The 17687-nt window shown below is 68.5% G+C and carries 13 protein-coding genes; 10 read left to right on the forward strand and 3 right to left on the reverse strand.

The annotated features are described in order from the left end of the window. Positions 1 to 69: 69 nt before the first annotated feature. Both ABGB05_RS32540 and ABGB05_RS32545 read right to left on the reverse strand, forming a co-directional pair. Entirely contained in the window at positions 70 to 888 is an 819-nt protein-coding gene (locus ABGB05_RS32540; RefSeq protein WP_347657789.1) for an ABC transporter permease, read from the reverse strand. Further along, positions 885 to 1922: an ATP-binding cassette domain-containing protein gene (locus tag ABGB05_RS32545; RefSeq protein WP_347657790.1), complete on the reverse strand. Its 1038-nt coding sequence runs from the start codon at positions 1920 to 1922 to the stop codon at positions 885 to 887. Before ABGB05_RS32545 ends, ABGB05_RS32540 begins: the two co-directional genes overlap by 4 nt. 145 nt (positions 1923 to 2067) lie before the next feature. Between ABGB05_RS32545 and ABGB05_RS32550 the strand changes: the two genes are divergently transcribed. Next, entirely contained in the window at positions 2068 to 2691 is a 624-nt protein-coding gene (locus ABGB05_RS32550) for a TetR/AcrR family transcriptional regulator (protein WP_347657791.1), read from the forward strand. 62 nt (positions 2692 to 2753) lie between these two features. On the opposite strand, the gene ABGB05_RS32555 is transcribed toward ABGB05_RS32550, so the two are convergent. Beyond that, positions 2754 to 3173 (reverse strand): hypothetical protein, encoded by a 420-nt coding sequence (locus ABGB05_RS32555; RefSeq protein WP_347657792.1) that lies wholly within the window; start codon positions 3171 to 3173, stop codon positions 2754 to 2756. A 924-nt stretch (positions 3174 to 4097) separates the two neighbouring features. Between ABGB05_RS32555 and ABGB05_RS32560 the strand changes: the two genes are divergently transcribed. The 9 genes from ABGB05_RS32560 to ABGB05_RS32600 all read left to right on the forward strand — a co-directional run bounded on the left by ABGB05_RS32560 (position 4098) and on the right by ABGB05_RS32600 (position 17554). Continuing rightward, on the forward strand, positions 4098 to 4985 hold the full coding sequence (locus ABGB05_RS32560) for an SDR family NAD(P)-dependent oxidoreductase (protein ID WP_347657793.1): 888 nt from the start codon (positions 4098 to 4100) through the stop codon (positions 4983 to 4985). A 29-nt stretch (positions 4986 to 5014) separates the two neighbouring features. Next, the gene (locus tag ABGB05_RS32565; protein WP_347657794.1) at positions 5015 to 5752 is read left to right on the forward strand and encodes an SDR family oxidoreductase; all 738 of its coding nucleotides are present in this window, start codon (positions 5015 to 5017) and stop codon (positions 5750 to 5752) included. Positions 5753 to 5807: 55 nt separating this feature from the next. Continuing rightward, positions 5808 to 6344, forward strand: a complete 537-nt coding sequence (locus ABGB05_RS32570) for a DUF1097 domain-containing protein (RefSeq protein WP_347657795.1) — start codon at positions 5808 to 5810, stop codon at positions 6342 to 6344. A 227-nt stretch (positions 6345 to 6571) separates the two neighbouring features. After that, positions 6572 to 7621 (forward strand): PQQ-dependent sugar dehydrogenase, encoded by a 1050-nt coding sequence (locus tag ABGB05_RS32575; protein WP_347657796.1) that lies wholly within the window; start codon positions 6572 to 6574, stop codon positions 7619 to 7621. Between the two features lie 76 nt (positions 7622 to 7697). Next, positions 7698 to 8387, forward strand: a complete 690-nt coding sequence (locus tag ABGB05_RS32580) for a TetR/AcrR family transcriptional regulator (RefSeq protein WP_347657797.1) — start codon at positions 7698 to 7700, stop codon at positions 8385 to 8387. 731 nt (positions 8388 to 9118) lie between these two features. Continuing rightward, entirely contained in the window at positions 9119 to 11647 is a 2529-nt protein-coding gene (locus ABGB05_RS32585) for a hypothetical protein (RefSeq protein ID WP_347657798.1), read from the forward strand. Further along, complete coding sequence (locus tag ABGB05_RS32590; protein ID WP_347657799.1) at positions 11644 to 13338, forward strand: NAD-binding protein; 1695 nt, start codon at positions 11644 to 11646, stop codon at positions 13336 to 13338. The genes ABGB05_RS32585 and ABGB05_RS32590 overlap by 4 nt, the downstream gene beginning before the upstream one ends. A 710-nt stretch (positions 13339 to 14048) precedes the next feature. Next, entirely contained in the window at positions 14049 to 15479 is a 1431-nt protein-coding gene (locus ABGB05_RS32595; protein ID WP_347657800.1) for an extracellular solute-binding protein, read from the forward strand. A gap of 65 nt (positions 15480 to 15544) precedes the next feature. Beyond that, positions 15545 to 17554, forward strand: coding sequence for an ABC transporter permease subunit (locus ABGB05_RS32600; protein ID WP_347657801.1), 2010 nt, complete (start codon positions 15545 to 15547; stop codon positions 17552 to 17554). Positions 17555 to 17687: the final 133 nt, after the last annotated feature.

A 17687-nucleotide genomic window follows, 5' to 3' on the forward strand; every position in this document is an offset into this window, starting at 1 on the left:
GGGGGTGGCCGGCGGGGGGGTACACCCGGGCGGCCGGCGACGACGGCGCCCCCGGATCCCCGGGACAGGTCAGGTGCGGCGGCGGTACGCGGCCAACGCCAGCGGGGCGAAGACGACCACAAAACCGACCATCCAGAGCAGGGTGGTGCGCACCGGTTCGGCCACCGGCCCGGTCAGCATCAGTCCCCGCATCGCGTCCATCAGGTGTCGGATCGGATTGACCTCGACAAACGCCCGCAGCCAGCCCGGCATCGTCTCCGGGCGGACGAAGATGTTGCTGGCGAACGCCAACGGGAAGATGATCATCGCGCCCAGGCCCTGCACACTCTGGGCATCCTTCATCACCAGTCCGAGCAGCACCCAGACCCAGCAGAGCGCCATCGCGAAGGCGAGGGCGAGCAGACAGGCCGCGACGACCGACCAGACACTGGTCTGGAAGCGGAATCCGAGCAGGGTGCCGAACCCGAGCAGGGCCCCGATCGCGACGACCTGACGGACGAGATCGCTGCCGATCGCCCCGACCAGCGGTGCGGCCCGCATCGTCGGCAGACTGCGGAACCGGTCGAAGACCCCCTTCCCGACGTCCTGGTTGAGGGCCACCCCGACCCCCATCGTCGCGAACAGCGTCATCAGGCCGAGGGTGCCGGGCAGGACGAACTGGAGGTACTCCCGGGTGCTGCCCTCGAGGGCGCCACCGAAGACGTACACGAAGAGCACCAGCAGGACGACCGGGCCGAGCAGGACGTCGGCCAGGACGAGCGGGTTGCGGCGGATCTTGACGACGCCGCGCCAGGAGAGCGTCAGACACTGGGCGAGACCGTGGGTCAGCCCGACACGTCGGGGTCGTCGGTCGGCCACGAGCGGCCCGGGTCCGGTCGTAGGGGTCATGCCGCACTCCTCTCCGTGCGGGTCCGGGCCGGCCCGGTGGTGGTCGTGCCCGCGTCGGTTCCGACGGTGTTCCCGCTTCCGGATCCGGTGGTGTGTCCGGTCAGGGCGAGGAAGACGTCGTCGAGGCTGGGCAGCCGCAACGCCAACTCGGCCACCTCGATGCCGGCGTCGTCCAACCGGCGGACCACCGCCGGCAGTGCCGTGCCGTCGGTGACCGGGATGCTGAGCCGTCCGGCGCCCGGGTCACGGCTCGGTTCGGTGTCGACGATCGCCGCCAGCAGGCCGGTCACCTCGGCCAGCCGGGACGGGTCGGTCAACTGCACCTCGAGGGTCCGGGTCCCGGAACGTCGTTTGAGCTGGTGCGGGCTGCCCTGCGCGACCACCCTGCCGGCGTCGAAGACGACGACCTCGTCCGCGAGGTTGTCGGCCTCCTCCAGATACTGCGTGGTGAGCAGGACGGTGGTGCCCTCGGCGACCAGCCGGCGGATGCTGCCCCACATCTCGGCGCGCTTCACCGGGTCGAGCCCGGTGGTCGGCTCGTCCAGGAAGATCACGTCGGGCCGGCTGACCAGGCTGGCGGCCAGGTCGAGTCGGCGGCGCATGCCTCCGGAGTACGTCCTGACCGACCGCTGTCCGGCCTCGGTCAGCCCGAACTCGTCGAGTAGTTCGTCGGCGCGCCGCCCGGCCCGGGTCCGGGAGAGCCCGAGCAGCCGACCGACCATCGTCAGGTTCTGTCGACCGGTGAGGTCCTCGTCGACCGAGGCGTACTGGCCGGTCAACCCGATCGTCTGCCGTACCCGGTGGGCGTCGCGGAGTACGTCGTGACCGGCGACCCGGGCGGTTCCGGCGTCGGGTCGGAGCAGGGTGGCGAGGATGCGGACCGCCGTGGTCTTGCCGGCACCGTTCGGGCCGAGGGCACCGAACACCGAACCGGCCGGTACCGCGAGGTCGACGCCGTCGAGCGCGGTGACCGCGCCGAACCTCTTGACCAGGCCGGAGGCCTCTATCGCCAGGTCACTGGCGGAACGGGACATGGGAGCTCCTCCGGTCGGTGGCGCGGGGCGTCCCGGTCGCTTCGATACGATCCGCCCCGGACAGTGGAGTTTTACGTTGCAACTGCAATGTAAAACTCCGGTCGAGCACGTGTCAATGCGACTGCACTGTGAAAGCATGGGTGGGATGCCGAAGAGAGTGGATCACCAGGCGCGGCGGGCGCTGATCGCCGAGGCGCTGCTGCGGATCGCGGCCGACCGTGGCCTGGAGGAGGTGAGCCTGCGGCACGTCGCCGCCGAGGCCGGCGTCTCCTCCGGCATGGTCCAGCACTACTTCCGGACCAAGGACGAGATGATGGCCTTCGCCATGGAGGTGGTCCGGGACAACGCCCAGGTTCGGCTCGCCGCCGCCGAACAGGCCCTGGGGGAGTCCCCGTCCCCCCGGGTCTCGCTGCGTGCCCTGCTGATGGCCCTGCTCCCGCTCGACGAGCGGCGACAACTCGACGGCCGGGTCGCCCTCGCCTTCCTCGCCTACGCCGCGGTACGCCCGGCGATCGCCGCCGAGTTGGGCCGGGACAACGCCCTGATGCACCAGTGGATCGCCGAGCGGGTACGGGTCATCCGGGCGGCCAGCCCGGCGCCGCCGTCCGGCGGCGACCCACTGCACGCCGCGACCGCGTTGCTGGCCACCGTGGAGGGGCTCGGCGTCTACATCCTCAGTGGACAGTACTCCCCGGAGTCCGCGCTCGCGGTCCTCGACGCCCTGCTGGACAGCCTGCTCGGCCCCGAACCCGTCGGCTCGGCCGGCTGATCCGGTGCCCGGGTCTCCGACGGCGGGTCGGCCCCCGCCGCGTGTTCGGCGGTGGGGTGGCGCTACCGCTCGTTGCCGGCCCGGAGCCAGGCGATGTAGTCGGCGGCGCCGGCGGCGGTGTCGTACTGCGGTTCGAATCCGGTGTCCTCGCGCAGGCGGGTGATGTCGAGCCAGGCCCGCGGGCGAGCCCCGGCCGAGGGAAGTTCGAACCGGAAACCGGGCTCGACGGATCGGATCGCGGTGATGACCTCGGCGTTGCTGGTGGCACGACCGGAGGCGACGTTGTGTGTCGTGTGGTGCAGCTCCTCGGTGAGCTGCAGGAGGGCGAGCGCCCGACCGGCGCGGCGTGCACGAGCGTCGAGGCGACGAGAAACGGGTCGGGCAGGTGCCCGCCGGGTCCCCCGGATGCCGGAGATCCGGGCGTTGACGATCGTGACATCGGTGACGGCCGACAGGTGCCCGGCAAGCAACTCGAAGATCACCGATGTTGAGGAGTCCCGCAAGTGTCCGCGCGTCGAGGTCGGCGACGTCGGCCTGCGCGGCGTGCACAGGCAGGCCCGCCAGGCTCGCGGGGACGCCGGGGGCCCCGGCGCTGCAGCAGGACGCATTCCTGCCCGGCCTCGGCGAGCGCCCGGACGGTGTGGGAGCCCACGAAACCGGCCCCTCCGGTAACAAGGATCATGAGGAACTCCCGTTCCTCGCGGCGATCAGCCCAAGTGCCGCGGACCAGTTCCGCCGCACGCTGCGGGTCCTGCTGGGACACTGAACCCTCTGGCGTGACGGTGCGCGTCGCGGTGCCGCGTAGGGGTCGTGTCCCCGTGAGTTGAGACGTTCGTCGACAGCCGCCGGACCGGACCGATGCCCAGACCTGGCGCCTCGCCCTGACGGCGCGTGCACCGCCTACGTCGTCCCGAAACTCGCAAAGACCGAAGTCTGCACCGCTGGCGGTGTCGGCGCTGACGTCGAGCGTGCCCCTTGCGGTGCGCGCATCCCGGGGCGCGCGACGCGTCCCGGGTAGGTCGGGGACTCGGGGAGGGCTGCTCGTCCCGAGCGCCGCGGGTCCCGCCTGGCGGAGGGCGTCTCTGCGTCGGCTGCGCCGGTTGGCCTGGCCTGGCGTGGCGGCGGCTTTCTCGGCGAGGGGTGACAGTCGGCAATCCCGTTTCGACGCGCCTTGCGGGCCGGCGCCGGGATCGCCGCAGCTCGGGGCCCTGCGGTGAGTGCGTCATTTGCCTGTTCGGGTCGGGTCGGGTCGGCGTCGTCGGCCACGAGGTCGGTGGCATGGAGGCGGTGTCTCGGACGGGCCGCGTGGTAGCGGAAGTAACGGCGATCCGATAGCACCTTGACTACATCGCCCTTACCAAATATAGTGGTATCAATGCTACCGGAATGCGAAGGAGCGTCGTCCGATGTCTGTCGTCCTCATCACCGGAGCCGCCACCGGGATCGGCAACCTGGCCGCCCGCGCCCTGGCCGGCGCCGGTCACACCGTCTACGCGAGCATGCGGGACGTCGGAGGCGGTAACGCCGCGCATGCGGCCGAGATGCGGGCACACGCCCGGGAGTCCGGCACCGACCTGCACGTCGTCGAACTCGACGTCACGTCCCAGGACTCCGCCGACGCCGCCGTGCGCAGCGTCGTCGAACGGCACGGTGGCCTCGACGTGGTCATCAACAATGCCGGGCACCTGTACGTCGGCTACGTCGAGGCGTTCACCGACCAGGACGTCACGCGCCTGATAGACGTCAATGCCGTCGGCGCGCATCGTGTCAACCGTGCGGTCCTGCCGCACTTCCGGCGGCGCCGGGCCGGGGTGCTGATGTATGTCGGCAGCACGATCCCGGTCACGACCCCGCCGTTCCTCGGCCCGTACGTGGTCAGCAAGGCCGCCATGGACGCGCTCGCCGTGACGACCGCCTACGAGGCCAACGCGTTCGGCATCGAGACGGTCATCGTCATGCCGGGCGCCATCACCGAGGGCACCGAGCACTTCCCCAACGCGAGTCGGGCGAGCGACCAGGACGTCGCGTCGGCATACGCCGCCCTCGACCAGCTCGTCGAACGTACCGAGCGGGCCACCGCCGCGTTGCTCAGGCGCCCGCTGATGGGCGCCGCCGGCGTCGCCGCGGAGATCGTCCGTGTCCTGGCCCTGCCCTTCGGCGAGAAGCCCTTTCGGACCGTGATCGACGACGCCCACGCCGGGGTGGAACACGTCAACGACGTCGCGTACCGGACCCGCGCCGACTTCGTCCGGCGGCTGGGTTACCCCGAGCTGCTCACCCCGGCCGGTGCCTGACCAACCGGAACCAGAGAAAGGAGAACACCGTGCCTTCGAACCAGGGCCGGGTCGCCGTCGTGACCGGAGGATCCCGGGGGATCGGTCGCGCCGTCGCACTGAGGCTCGCCGCCGACGGCCAGGACGTGGTCGTCGGCTACCTCGGTAACGAGACCGAGGCGAACTCCACGGTCGCGGCGATCAGGACCGTCGGGGGGCGCGCCGTGACGGCTCAGGTGGACGTGGCCGACGAGAGAGGGGTCACCGCACTGTTCGACACCGCCGAGCGGTCGTTCGGCGGCGTGGACGTTGTCGTCAACGCCGCGGGCGTCATGGTCCTCAGCCGGGTCGCCCAGTTGGACCTCGGCGAGTTCGACCGGATGCACCGCACCAACCTTCGCGGCACCTTCGTCGTCGCCCGCGAAGCGATCAGTCGTCTGCGTCCGGGCGGCGCGATCATCAACTTCTCCACCTCGGTCACCCGACTCAACCTGCCCAGCTACGCCGCGTACGCCACCAGCAAGGCAGCCGTGGGGGCCCTCAGCCCGATCCTGGCCAAGGAGTTGCGCGGCCGGGACATCACCGTCAACGCAGTGGCTCCAGGACCCACGGCGACGGCCCTGTTCCTCGAGGGCAAGAGCGACGACCTCATCCAGAGCATCGCGAAGCAGAACCCGATGGAACGGCTCGGCCGCCCGGAGGACATCGCCGAAGTGGTGTCCCTGCTCGCCGGTCACGGTCGATGGATCAACGGGCAGACCATCTTCGTCAACGGCGGCGCCGCCTGACGAACCGCTGACCGCCCAACCAGCCGCCCTTGGCGGCATGAGGAGGAAACAGCAGATGACTCGGCAAGTCCACGACTCCGCAACCGCACCGACACCGGCCGCGCCCGTGTCGCGCGCCGCAGCATCGTCCTCTGGTCAATTCGTACGCTTCACCCTCGTCGCAGCCGTCATCGCGGCAGCGGCGGCGTTCCTCACCGAGGCAGTCGGTCTACATGCCTGGGCGATGTTCGTCGGCTGGGTGGCCTGGTTCACCCGCCCCACCTCGGCCCTGCACGGCGTCCACGCCGTGATCAGTCTGTGGGCGGGAATGCTGCTGGCCGTGGTCGGGCACCTCATCGTGGCCCTCCTGTCTCCGTCGATCGGGGTGGCGGCGCTTCCCGTCGCGGTGTTCGTACTCGCCTGCGTCGCCGTCGGCATGCGCACCACACCCGTGCTCAACAACATGCTCGCCTGGTTCGTCGGTCTCGTCGCGTTTTTCGCGTTGCACCCCGACGACGTACTGACGGGGCTGCTGACCTTGATCGCGGCCAGCGGCGTCGGCGCCGGCGCCGGCTATACCTGCCAGCGCCTGCAACGGCGATTCGCCGCCTGAGTGGCGCGGACGAGCCGGCACCACAGGTCGACAGGCCGGTGCAACCCGGCCCACCGGCACGGTGCCGGCTCGATCGTGCACCACACCAGCTACGACCGGCCAGCGGCGGAAGCTCACCCTTCAGAGGAGGTACAGCCGTGTTCCATCGACCACTTCGACACGCCGCGACGGGTTCGAGCCTGATCGCCGCGCTTGCCCTGACAACCTGCTCGCCCGATCCCCAGCCGATGACCAGCCCCGGCAGCGGGCAGCCGAGCGTCACGTACGATGACCGCCCAGTCGCGACGCTGGGCGAACCCGTCGAGATCGCCCGCGGCCTGGACGCGCCCTGGGGGTTGGCCTTCCTTCCCGACGGATCCGCGCTGGTGTCACAGCGGATCAGCGGTGATGTCGTCCGAGTCCCGGCTGGCGGCGGCACGCCGCAGCCGGTCGGCACGGTACCCGGTGTGGTGGCCAGCGCCGAGGGCGGCCTGCTCGGCATGGCGGCCTCACCCGACTTCGCCACCGATCGCACGGTCTACGCCTCGGTGTCCGGTGCACAGGAGAACGCCATCGTCGCCCTTCGGGTCGCCGACGATTTCCGATCGCTGCGGCAGGAGCGGGTGCTGCTCGACGGAATCCAGACTGCCGACCGCCACCACGGTGGACGCGTCGTGATCGGCCCGGACGGCAACCTGTGGATCGGCACGGGCGACGCGTTCGAGCCGCAGAACGCTGCCGACGAGGCCACCCTCAACGGCAAGATCCTGCGGATCCGTCCGGACGGCTCCATCCCGCGAGACAACCCCACGCCCGGCTCTCCGATCTATTCCTCCGGGCACCGCAATGTCCAGGGCATCGCCTTCGGGCCGGACGGTACGGCATACGGGTCCGAACTGGGCCACCGCACCTGGGACGAGGTGAACATCCTCCGACCGGGGCAGGACTACGGCTGGCCCGAAACCGAGGGCCTGGACGGCAGCACCGGAGTGCCGCCGATCTTCACCGTGCACCCCGACGATGCCTCGCCCTCGGGTGTCGCGTACGCCGCCGGGTCCCTGTGGATCGGCGCGCTCGGCGGTCAACGTCTGTGGCAACTACCGGTCGACGGCAACGCTGCGACCGGGGATGCCGTCGAGCACTTCGAAGGCGACCACGGACGCATCCGTACCGTCGAGGTCGCCCCCGACGGGGCCCTATGGCTGGTCACCTCCAACACCGACCGCGCCACCTGGGGCGGTACCGATCCGCGTCCGGGTGACGACCGCATCCTGCGCGTCGAGGTCCGACCAGGCTGAGTGGCACACCGACGATCCCGGCGACGCTCCGCGGCTTGTCGGCGTGAGGAGGTGACAGCCGATGTACCCTACGGCCATGCCCGCCAAAGGCCCCCGCGAACGCATCATCGAGGCCACGGCGACGCTCCTTTCCGAAGGCGGACGCGACGCCGTCTCCACGCGTACCGTCTGCGCGGCGGCCCACGTGCAGGCGCCAGCCATCTACCGGCTGTTCGGTGACATGCAGGGCCTGCTCGACGCCGCCGGCAGTTACGGTCTCGCCAGTTACCTGGCTGGGAAGACCGCGATAGCGGACAGCGACGATCCCGTCGAGGACCTGCGCCTCGGCTGGGATCTCCACGTCGAATTCGGTCTCGCCCAGCCGGCGTTCTACACCCTCATCTTCGGCGACGTACGTCCCGGCCACCAGTCTCCGGCCGCGGAACAGGCCGCCGCCATCCTCGCCCACCGGGTCAACCGCATTGCCCAGGTCGGCCGGCTTCGCGTGACCGAGGAACGCGCCGCCCAACTCGTCCACTCCACCGGCAAAGGTGTGACGCTCACGCTCATCGCCACACCGCCGGCGAAACGCGACCTGGCACTCTCGACGATCGCCCGCGAGTCCATCCTGGCCGCCATCACCACGGACACCGTTACCGCGGCCACCTCCACCGATCTGCTCAACGCCGCGGTCTCGCTACAAGCCCACCTCGACGAGGCCACCGTCCTCACCGACGGGGAACGCGTCTTGCTCGGCGAATGGTTACACCGCATAGGCAGGCAGTGATAGGGGCAGGAACCGGCAGCTGACGGCGGCGTTGAGAGTGTCGCGGTCAGACTGAGCCCGCGGGTGAAGGTGTTGTTTAGGTGGGGCAGGTCGGCGGTTTGGGCGTGGGTGATCCAGCCGGGCGTTGGCGATGTGGCGGTGGAGCGGGGTTGATGCTGCCGGCGCAGCCCAACTCTCTGATCTCCGCCAACAGGCACCTGCGCCGACGGCGGGTTCTTGTGTACGGCATCGGCACAGGTGGTCGTGGTAGGGATCAGCAAGCGTGGGCCGGTACTGCAACGCCGCTGGACGGGTGGTGTCGGTTCGCCTGCCGTGCTGTCGGCCCAGCACGAGACCGTGCCGGACGGGCGTCCGCGGGAGCCTCGTCGAGTGCGGTAGGCCCCGCGCAATGATCACCGTCTCCACCAAGGGCCGGGGCGCTCCGGGCACAGACCTGGGCAAGAGCAGGCCAGATCAGCGCAGGTCGCCTCGGAGCGGCGGACAGCGGCCGTACCAGGTCCGCCAGTTTCGGCACCCCAGGATCGTCGGCCCCTGTCAAAATGGTCACCAGCGTTGCGGTGAGCCTTGACGATGTCGTGGCAGATCGGGTCACGTGAGGTACCGACGCCTCGGCCAGGCAGAAGGACGGAGAAGCAATGCGTGACCCCGCCGTGTCCTTCCGTGGAGCCCTGCGGATCCTGGGTCGAGATCAGCCTCCGTTGCTGGAGACTGTGGACAGGGTGCTTGGAGGCGTGATCCTGGCGGGACCTCTGCTCGGGGCCACGGTCGCCGCGCCGTTGGGGGCGCTGTGGGGCTGGGTGGACCAGAAGGGCGCAGCGGTCCACCTGGTACGTCAGCTTTCTCAGGATGGACTGCCCGCCGTCCGTGGCGCGGCTGGTCACCGGCGACATGAGCTGTTGAAAGCCGCCCACACGATTATCGTCGGCACCGCGTTCTTCGAGAGCCTCGCCGAGGCGATTGGTTCGGGCTACCGTTCGTTGGCGGTGACGGAACGAGAAAAGATCCAGCTGATCACGCTGGATTACCGAACTTCAGCGACTGCCGTGGAGCGCCTCTACGAAGCGCCTGTGGCAATGCCCTCTGCTGTCATAGGGTTTGACGAGATCGCCAGCACAGAGCTGCCGAGGTTCTTCGCGCAGGCTACCGAGACGGCGACCCGGTTCTTCGACGGCCTAGAGGCATGGCCGCAGGTGCGTCAGGGAATACCCCAGATCGACAGTCTGCGCGACCGGGTCGTGCGTGAGTCGGTCAGACGCTATCGGTCGTCCTACCTCGAACTCGCCGCCGAGGTACCTGAGTTCCTCATCTGGGCTGGGTTCCAGGAGCACGCGGCCACACGCGGCCAGATCTCGATCTTGAGCCATTCCGTAAGCGCCATCCTCGAACAGCAGGCCGAACAGTTGGTTCGGCTCGAGCAGTTGCTACTGCAGACGGCGCCACGGCCGGCGCCCGGCCCTCACTCTCAGGTAGGCATGCTGGGGCTGGTCAACCGCAGTGCGTTGACGAATTCGCTCGTACCCGAGGGGACACTGCACCACTCGACGGGTACGACGTTTCCCACGCTGGAGGAGGGATACGTCACGCCGCGGTTCCGGCACGCCGTTTTCATGCCGAACGCTCGACCCGCCCAGGAAGCGTGGTGGGGTGAACAGAGCGTTCGTTCGGATCTTGACAGGTTCCTCGCGGGCCACTTCGCCTCGCCGGAGGGGACCAGGCTGCCCATGCTGGTACTGGGCCATCCCGGTGCGGGGAAGTCGCTACTCACTCGCGTTCTGGCCGCCCGGTTGCCGGCAGAGGGTTACGTGGCGGTACGTGTTCCGCTCCGGTCCGTCGATGCTGACGCTCCGGTCTGGGAGCAGATCCAACAAGCCCTCGATTCGGCCACTCATGGCCGAGTCACCTGGGCTGGTGTGACGGATGAGAGTGCGGAGTTGATCCGCGTCGTCCTGCTCGACGGGTTCGACGAGTTGTTGCTTGCGGCGAATCACAGGGCGAAGATCGGTTATCTACAGGAAGTAGCGGACTTCCAGCGACGGGAATACGAGATGCAACGTCCTGTCGCCGTGATCGTGACCACCCGTACCGTCGTGGCAGATCGAGCGCGGTTGCCCACAGGGTGCTCCATGGTCCAGCTTGTGGACTTTGACGAACCAGCGGTGGTTCGTTGGCTCGACACCTGGAACGAGGTCAATCGGTCAGGAATTTTCGCCGGACATACCCGGGCGGTAGCCGCCGACGCTGTGCTCAGGCACGCTGAGCTCGCGCACCAGCCGTTGCTTCTGTTGATGCTCGCGCTCTACGGCTCCGATCCCCAGGTGCCTGACCTGTCCGACAGTGTTCTCTCGGAGGCCGACCTCTACCGCGGGCTCCTGGACAACTTCATCCGCCGGGAGGTCGGAAAGACTGTTCAGAATCCTGCTGAAATTGAAACCTCCGTCCGGAGGGCTCTCCGGCACCTGGGGATCGCGGCGTTTGCCATGTTCAACAGGCCCGACGGACTGCGAGTCTCCGAGTCCGAGTTGGCAGCTGACTTCGCCGCCCTCCTTGACGAGGAGCCGTCCCCAGGTACGCCGAGCCCGGCGGGCAACGCCGAGCGAACCATCGGCCAGTTCTTCTTTGTGCAGACATCCGAGATAAACACGAGAGTCGGCCTCAAGCCCGACCGCTGTTACGAGTTTCTGCACGCGACGTTCGAAGAGTTCCTGATTGCGTTGCATGTCGTGGAACTGCTCGACGTGCTGACGGAAACCTGGCGTATGTCCCAGCGGGCCGGCATGGAGCTGGACATCGGAATGCTGCGGGCTTTGTTGTCGCACCGTTGCCTGGCGTTACGCATGCCGATCCTGAACTATGCCAGGGCATTGTTCGCCGCTCTGCCCGGCGAGCAACAGGGGCGCTGCCGCGAGCTTCTCCGCTACCTCTGCGGCCATGCGCGCCGGTGGGAGACGCGGGGCCGGGCGGTACCTTACCGACCGCAGGCGGACGACGTGGTGCGAGCGGCTGCCGCCTATACCGCCAACCTGTTCCTACTCGCGGTGTACCTCGCGCCCCGACCGCTGCCTCTCGCCGATGTGTGCACGCCTCAGGCGGATCCGACGGACTGGATGCGCTCCACTGTTCGGCTGTGGCGTGCCGGTCTGAACGCACAGGAGTGGGAGGCTGTGGCAGACATTCTGGCCGTGGTGGGCGGCAGCCACGTCACTACCTGGACGTCAGGGCTACCCACGCGGAACCTCACCTCGATCGTGGATGTGCTGTGACCTCTTTCGGGCCGGGCAGGGGGAATGCGGACACGGACACCGCCCAGGTTGTCGTTTGCGGCTCCGACGACCTGGCCTACCGCACGGTTGTCGAACTGGTAGCGCGCTACCGGGCCCGTGTCGTCGTGCTGACCATGGGCGGCGGTGACCGCGACGCCGAGATCGCCCGACTGCCGGTTCGGACAGTGCCGACGCGGCATCTCGACGCGGACGCGTTCCGTCGCGCCGGGCTGGCTGACGCCAACGCCGTGGCCCTGCTGGATCAGGATGACGTGGGCAACATCCGGACGGCCCTGATCATCCGAGAGATCAACCCCGATGCCCGGGTCGTCCTGCGGATGTTCGACCAGACCCTGGGTGCCGGCGTTCGCAGTCTGCTGCTGGGCGACACGGTGGTGGTCTCCGACGCGGCGCTGGCCGGCGAAGCCTTCGTGGACGCCGCGCTGGATGCTCCCACCGTCGTCTGCCAGAGTGACGAACTGGGCACCCTGTACACCGCACCGCGTCAGGCGGTACCAGGCGATCAGGTCGTCTGTGGGCTCGCGGTTACCTGCCGCGACCGGCTGGAATTGCTTCCCGGCGACGCCAACCAGGCGGATCTGGTTTTGGCCCGGGTTGCGACAGGTCATGTTCCTGTCGGTACGCCTCGCCCGGCTCGCCGGACAACGAGGCAGGGCGGAACGGCGGGCTTGCTACGCCGACTCCGACGCCTATCCAGTATGGTCAGCCGACCGATACGAACTGCACTGATTGTCATGCTGGTGCTCTGCGCGCTCGGTAGTACATTGATCGCCTGGGCAGAAGCACTCGACCCCGTCAGCGCCGTACTGATAGCCATCGCCTTTGCCACGAACGGCTGGCAACTCGAATTCGATCGACCTGTATTCCTCCAGATCGTGAGTGCGACTCTGGCCTTGCTGGGCGTCGGGCTCGTACCGCTGCTCGCCGCCGCGGTAACGGAGGCCGTCATCAACTCGCGGTTGGTCGGGTCCCTCGGGCGACTCTCGAGCTTGGGCGCCCCAGTCGTGGTAGTCGGACTGGGCAACGTCGGTACCGCAGTGATCCTCAACCTACACGCCCAGGGTGTACCGGTCATCGCCGTCGACAGCTCCGAACAGGCACGCGGCGTGGATATTGCCCGCCAACTCAACATTCCGGTCCTCGTCCAGGACGCCACCCGGATGCAGGCACTCGACGCTGTACCGGCCGCACGTGCGCTGATCGTCGTCACCTCGGATGACGTGGTGAACCTTGAAACGGCCTTGCGTGCTCGTTCCCGACAGCCGAATCTCTCCATCGTGCTGCGTCTCGCCGACGACGAACTCGCCAGTCGGGTCGCCGAGGCCTTCGGCATCCAAGTATCCCGAAGCGTGGCGGCCCTGGCCGCGCCAGCCTTCGCAGCCAGCCTGATGTCACGGGAGATGTTGGGCATCATTCCTGTCAAACGTGACGTTCTGCTGCTGGCCGAATTCGCCGTCGGCGCCAGTTCACAACTCGACGGAGCGCTGACCAGTACCGCTGAGGCGCCCGGGCTGGTGCGCGTCATAGCGGTAAGCCACGGTCAGGACCGCCCGATGCTGTTCCCGCCTTTCGGTGATCCACGCCTGAAGCACGAGCACCGCGTGATCGCGGTTGGTACCTCGGCGGGGCTCGGGCGCCTACTTACCCGCGTGGAAAGCCCGTTGCGATGAACGAGTGTTCGAGCTGCTGGTCGACGTGACGGGCGTCGACTGGCCGACCGGTGCGGCGCTCGCGCCCCGTGGTACAGGACCGCCCTGCTCTGGCCACGGATTGCGGCAGCGTAGACCCCGGCTGTGTGGCGGTCCTTGCACGAGGCGGTGACGCGTGTCGCCGGCCGGTTCACGCGGGCGGAGCCACGGGCGACGGCCGGGCGGTTGGTCGAAGATCCACCGTCGAGCGTGGAGCGCGAGCCGGCCGTTGCCTGCGCGATAAGGGCCGGAGGACCCGGCTGTCGGCAGGGCGAGAGGCGTGAGCATCCATGCCGGAGTGACCGCCGGGTCACAATGAAGCACGATCGCCCTCGATGCTGCTGATGCGAGGGACGTGCCGTGACCTCGGGCGCTGCTATTGGCGGTGACAAATGGCAACGGTTTTCTCAGAACTTCCTTCCATCCCTAGGCGCGACTTTCCGGAATGTGTAGGGTGAGCGCACCGCCGGGCCGGCCGACGTCCCAGACCGGCGGCGCGCACGTCTCGGGGCAGGTTGGGGAGGCCCGCCGAGCACGGGGCATCTTTCCCGATGACTGCGCGGCAGGGGGGCTGCGACCACCACACAATCCGTCCTCGTGCGCCGTCCTCAGGCGTACACAGGGAAGGCGACAAGCCTCCCGGCCCCCTTTCGACGTTCAGCGGTGAGACGAGACGAAGGAGGGGGATGGTCATGGAGGGCAACCCGTTGTGGTCCCGGCGCGGCTTTCTGGGCATGGGGGTGGGGCTGCTCGGCGCGGCCGGTCTGGCTGGGTGCGGAGACAGTACGCCGTCGACTCCCCGGGTGCAGGCCGAGGTTCCGAAGGAGCTGATCGACGCCGCGGCGTCGTTGAAGGGCTCCTCGATGGGGATGTTGTCGCAGAAGCTGTACTCGGAGGCGGCGAACGCGGCGCTCGACAGCTCGATCAAGAAGTTCGCCGACAGCACCGGTACGAAGATCGAGAACAGCCTGGTCCAGGCCGACGCCGGTGACGTGGTGGCCAAGATCCATGCCGAGGTCGAAGGTGGCGTGGCGCGTGACCTCGCGTTCATGACCGACTCGCGGTTCGTCGCGCAGTTCCAGGCGCTGGGCGACCTGGAGGACGTGACGGACGTCGTCCAGGCGCTGACCGCGAAGTACGGCGAGCCCACCGCGGAGTCCAAGAACTTCTGCGTCTTCGACGGCAAGTGGTTCGCCATCCCCTACCACTTCATCGGGATCGGGTCGTTCCTGCGCAAGGACTGGATGCAGGACAAGGGCATCGCCCCGAAGGACATCTACAGCTGGGAAGAGCTGCGGGACCTGTGCCTGGAGATCTCCGATCCGGCCAAGCGCCGGTTCGGTTGGGGCATGACCGTGAACCGGTCCGGTGACGCCAACGGCATGATCGAGGCGCTGATCAACTCGTACGGCGGGGCGATCGCCTCCAACGACGGCAGGAAGGTCATGTTCAACTCGCCGGAGACGGTTCAGGCGGTGACCTTCCTCGGTGACATCTACACCAACCCCAAGTACAAGCCGATGCTGCCGCCCGGGGTGGCCGCCTGGACCGACTCGAGCAACAACGAGAACTGGCTCGCCGGGATCCTCGGCTACACCCGCAACCAGCTCAGCGTCTACGCGGACTCCAGGACCAAGAAGAACCCCGTGTACGACAACACCCACGTTTTCTCCGACTGCATCGGGCCGGCCACCGACAACCCGCTGCTGCTTGGACAGTCCCAGGCCTTCGTCATCTTCAAGGGCGCCAAGAACGCACCGCTCGCCAAGCTGCTGGCGCAGTACCTGGTCAGTGCGCCCGCCCTGCTCGGGGTGGCGCAGGAGGCGCCCGGCCTGGCGCTGCCCGCCTGGGAGAAGGTCTGGGACGCCGACCCGTTCTTCACCAGCGGGGACCCGGCGTTCCCCATCATGCGCAAGATCACCGAACTGTCGCTGCCGCTGAAGACGAAGAACGGTCTGAACTTCCCGCAGAAGGCCAGCGCGGGCCAGCAGGCCGCCGTCGGGGCCTACGTCCTCACCGACATGATGCAGCAGGTCATCCAGGGTACGGCGCCCGCGCAGGCCGTACAGGACGCCCACGAGAAGATGGTGCAGATCTTCACCCAGCAGGGGCTGCCACAGTGACGGTCCGTCCAGCGCCGGCCCCGGCGAAGGCGGCAACCCCGCCACCGGGGTCCGGCTCTCTCAGCGTGACCCGGCGGAGGCTGGGTCGCGACTGGCGGCTGGCGGCACTGTTCCTGTCGCCCACCGCCATACTGGTCGGCGGGCTCGTGCTCGTGCCGATCGTCTGGTCGGTCGTCACCAGCACGACGGAACGGCACGGGCAGCAGAGCGTGTTCGTCGGTCTGGCGAACTACTTCGCCCTGGCCGACGACGACCAGTTCCGTACGGGCGTGGTGAACTCGTTCGTCTTCACCGCGTACGCCGAGGTGTTCAAGGTCGTACTGGGGCTGTCCGCCGCCCTGCTGTTGCACCACCTGCGCCGTGGGCGGGCCGTGTTGGCCGGGCTGCTGCTGTTGCCGTGGGTGGTGCCGACGGTGGTCACGGCGTTCAGCTGGCGGTCGCTGCTCGACCCGATCTTCGGCAGCGTCAACATGCTGCTCACCGAGTCGGGGATCGGGCCGCTGCTGGCCTCCCTGCATCTGGTCGACAGCTGGCCCGCGGGCTGGCTGTCCGACGCCGAGTTGGCGATGCCGTCGGTGATCATGGTCAACGTCTGGAAGGGGGTGCCGTTCTTCACCGTCGCGTTCCTCGCGGGGTTGAAGGCCATCCCGGCAGACCTGTACGAGGCGGCGACCGTCGACGGTGCCTCGCCGTGGCGTCGGTTCGTCCACGTGACGCTGCCGGGACTGCGTCACGTGATCACCGTGACGGTGACCCTCTCGTCGATCTGGACGTTCAACAACTTCGACCTCATCTGGTTGCTGACCCAGGGCGGTCCGGGCGACGCGACCGCGCCGTACGTGCTGGTCGCCTACTCGAAGGCGATCCTGCAACTGCAGTACGGCGCGGGAGCGGCGGTCACGCTCGTCATGCTGCCGGTCATCGGCGGGCTGGTGTACCTCCTGGTCCGGCTGATGTACCGGGACGTCGGCACCGCGCCGACCCGACGTATCCGGAAGGCGCGGCCGGGACGGACCGAGCGCAAGGCGGGAACGGCGGAGTCGACGTCGGAAGGGCGGACGGCGGGGTCGACGTCGAAAGCGCGGACGGCGCTGCCGTGGGTCGTCGCCCTGGTGCTCACCGCTGCGCTGGCCTGGGCGTCGCCACACATCATCTGGAAGGCGGCGGTCGTCCTCGGGGTGATCCTGCTGGTCGCGGCGGGTGTCGGCCGGGTGGTCTCGGCGTTCCAGTCCGGCGGACACCGCCGGGCGTCGTCCCTGATGTCGGGCCTGGCGTCCGGTCTCGCGCTCGCCGCGCTGCTCGTTTTTGTCCTGGTCCCGCTGTACTGGATCGTCGTCACGGCCTTCAAGTCCGAGGGTCAGATCGTCATGCGCAACGACGACCTGTGGCCGACCCCGTGGACCCTGCAGCAGTTCACCGACCTTTTCGCCACCAAGCCCTTCGGGCGCTGGTACCTCAACACGGTGCTGGTGTCCCTGGCGTCCACCGTGGTGGCACTGGTCTGTGCCGCCCTGGCGGGCTACGCGCTGGCCCGGCTGCGGTTCCGAGGGGCGCAGGGGTTCACCGTCACGGTGCTGATCACCTACGTGATGCCGGGGGCGCTGCTGTTCATCCCGCTGTACCAGCTGCTCATCGAGGCGCGGCTCACCGACTCGTTGTGGTCGCTGGTGGTGACGTACCCGACCTTCACGCTTCCGTTCGCCACGTGGCTGCTGACCGGGTACTTCGCGTCGATTCCCGTCGAGCTGGAGGAGGCCGCGCTGGTCGACGGCTGCACCCGTTTCCAGGCGTTCCGCCGGGTGATGCTGCCGCTGGCCAAGCCGGGCCTGCTGGCGGTGGCGCTGTTCACCCTGACCAACGCCTGGAACGAGTTCCTCTTCGCCTTCGTGTTCATCACCAAGGACGAGTACAAGACGCTCCCGGTGGGGATGCAGTCGATGATCACCGGGGACGTCGTACCGCAGGGGCAGCTCGCCGCGGCGTCGCTGCTCGTCAGCATCCCCGTGGTGGTCATGTACGCCTTCGGGCAGCGCTTCCTGACCGAAGGGCTCACCGCGGGCGCGGTGAAGGGCTGACCTGGATCCGCGCGCGTCGACGAGCGCCATGAGCCCCGGGTGGGCCAGCTGGCAGGTTGGCCCCCACCAGCCGATCGTGGTGCGAACGGCTGGTGGGGGCCAACGGGTCCGAGGCGAGCACTTGACAGTGGTC

The organism is Plantactinospora sp. B5E13 (assembly GCF_039871775.1).
Taxonomy (GTDB): domain Bacteria; phylum Actinomycetota; class Actinomycetes; order Mycobacteriales; family Micromonosporaceae; genus Plantactinospora.

Excerpts from the sequence above, each read along its gene's own strand:
- ABGB05_RS32540 (WP_347657789.1), bottom strand. The coding sequence starts at position 888 with ATGACCCCTACGACCGGACCCGGGCCGCTCGTGGCCGACCGACGACCC.
- ABGB05_RS32545 (WP_347657790.1), bottom strand. The coding sequence starts at position 1,922 with ATGTCCCGTTCCGCCAGTGACCTGGCGATAGAGGCCTCCGGCCTGGTC.
- ABGB05_RS32550 (WP_347657791.1), top strand. The coding sequence starts at position 2,068 with ATGCCGAAGAGAGTGGATCACCAGGCGCGGCGGGCGCTGATCGCCGAG.
- ABGB05_RS32560 (WP_347657793.1), top strand. The coding sequence starts at position 4,098 with ATGTCTGTCGTCCTCATCACCGGAGCCGCCACCGGGATCGGCAACCTG.
- ABGB05_RS32570 (WP_347657795.1), top strand. The coding sequence starts at position 5,808 with ATGACTCGGCAAGTCCACGACTCCGCAACCGCACCGACACCGGCCGCG.
- ABGB05_RS32575 (WP_347657796.1), top strand. The coding sequence starts at position 6,572 with ATGACCAGCCCCGGCAGCGGGCAGCCGAGCGTCACGTACGATGACCGC.
- ABGB05_RS32580 (WP_347657797.1), top strand. The coding sequence starts at position 7,698 with ATGCCCGCCAAAGGCCCCCGCGAACGCATCATCGAGGCCACGGCGACG.
- ABGB05_RS32595 (WP_347657800.1), top strand. The coding sequence starts at position 14,049 with ATGGAGGGCAACCCGTTGTGGTCCCGGCGCGGCTTTCTGGGCATGGGG.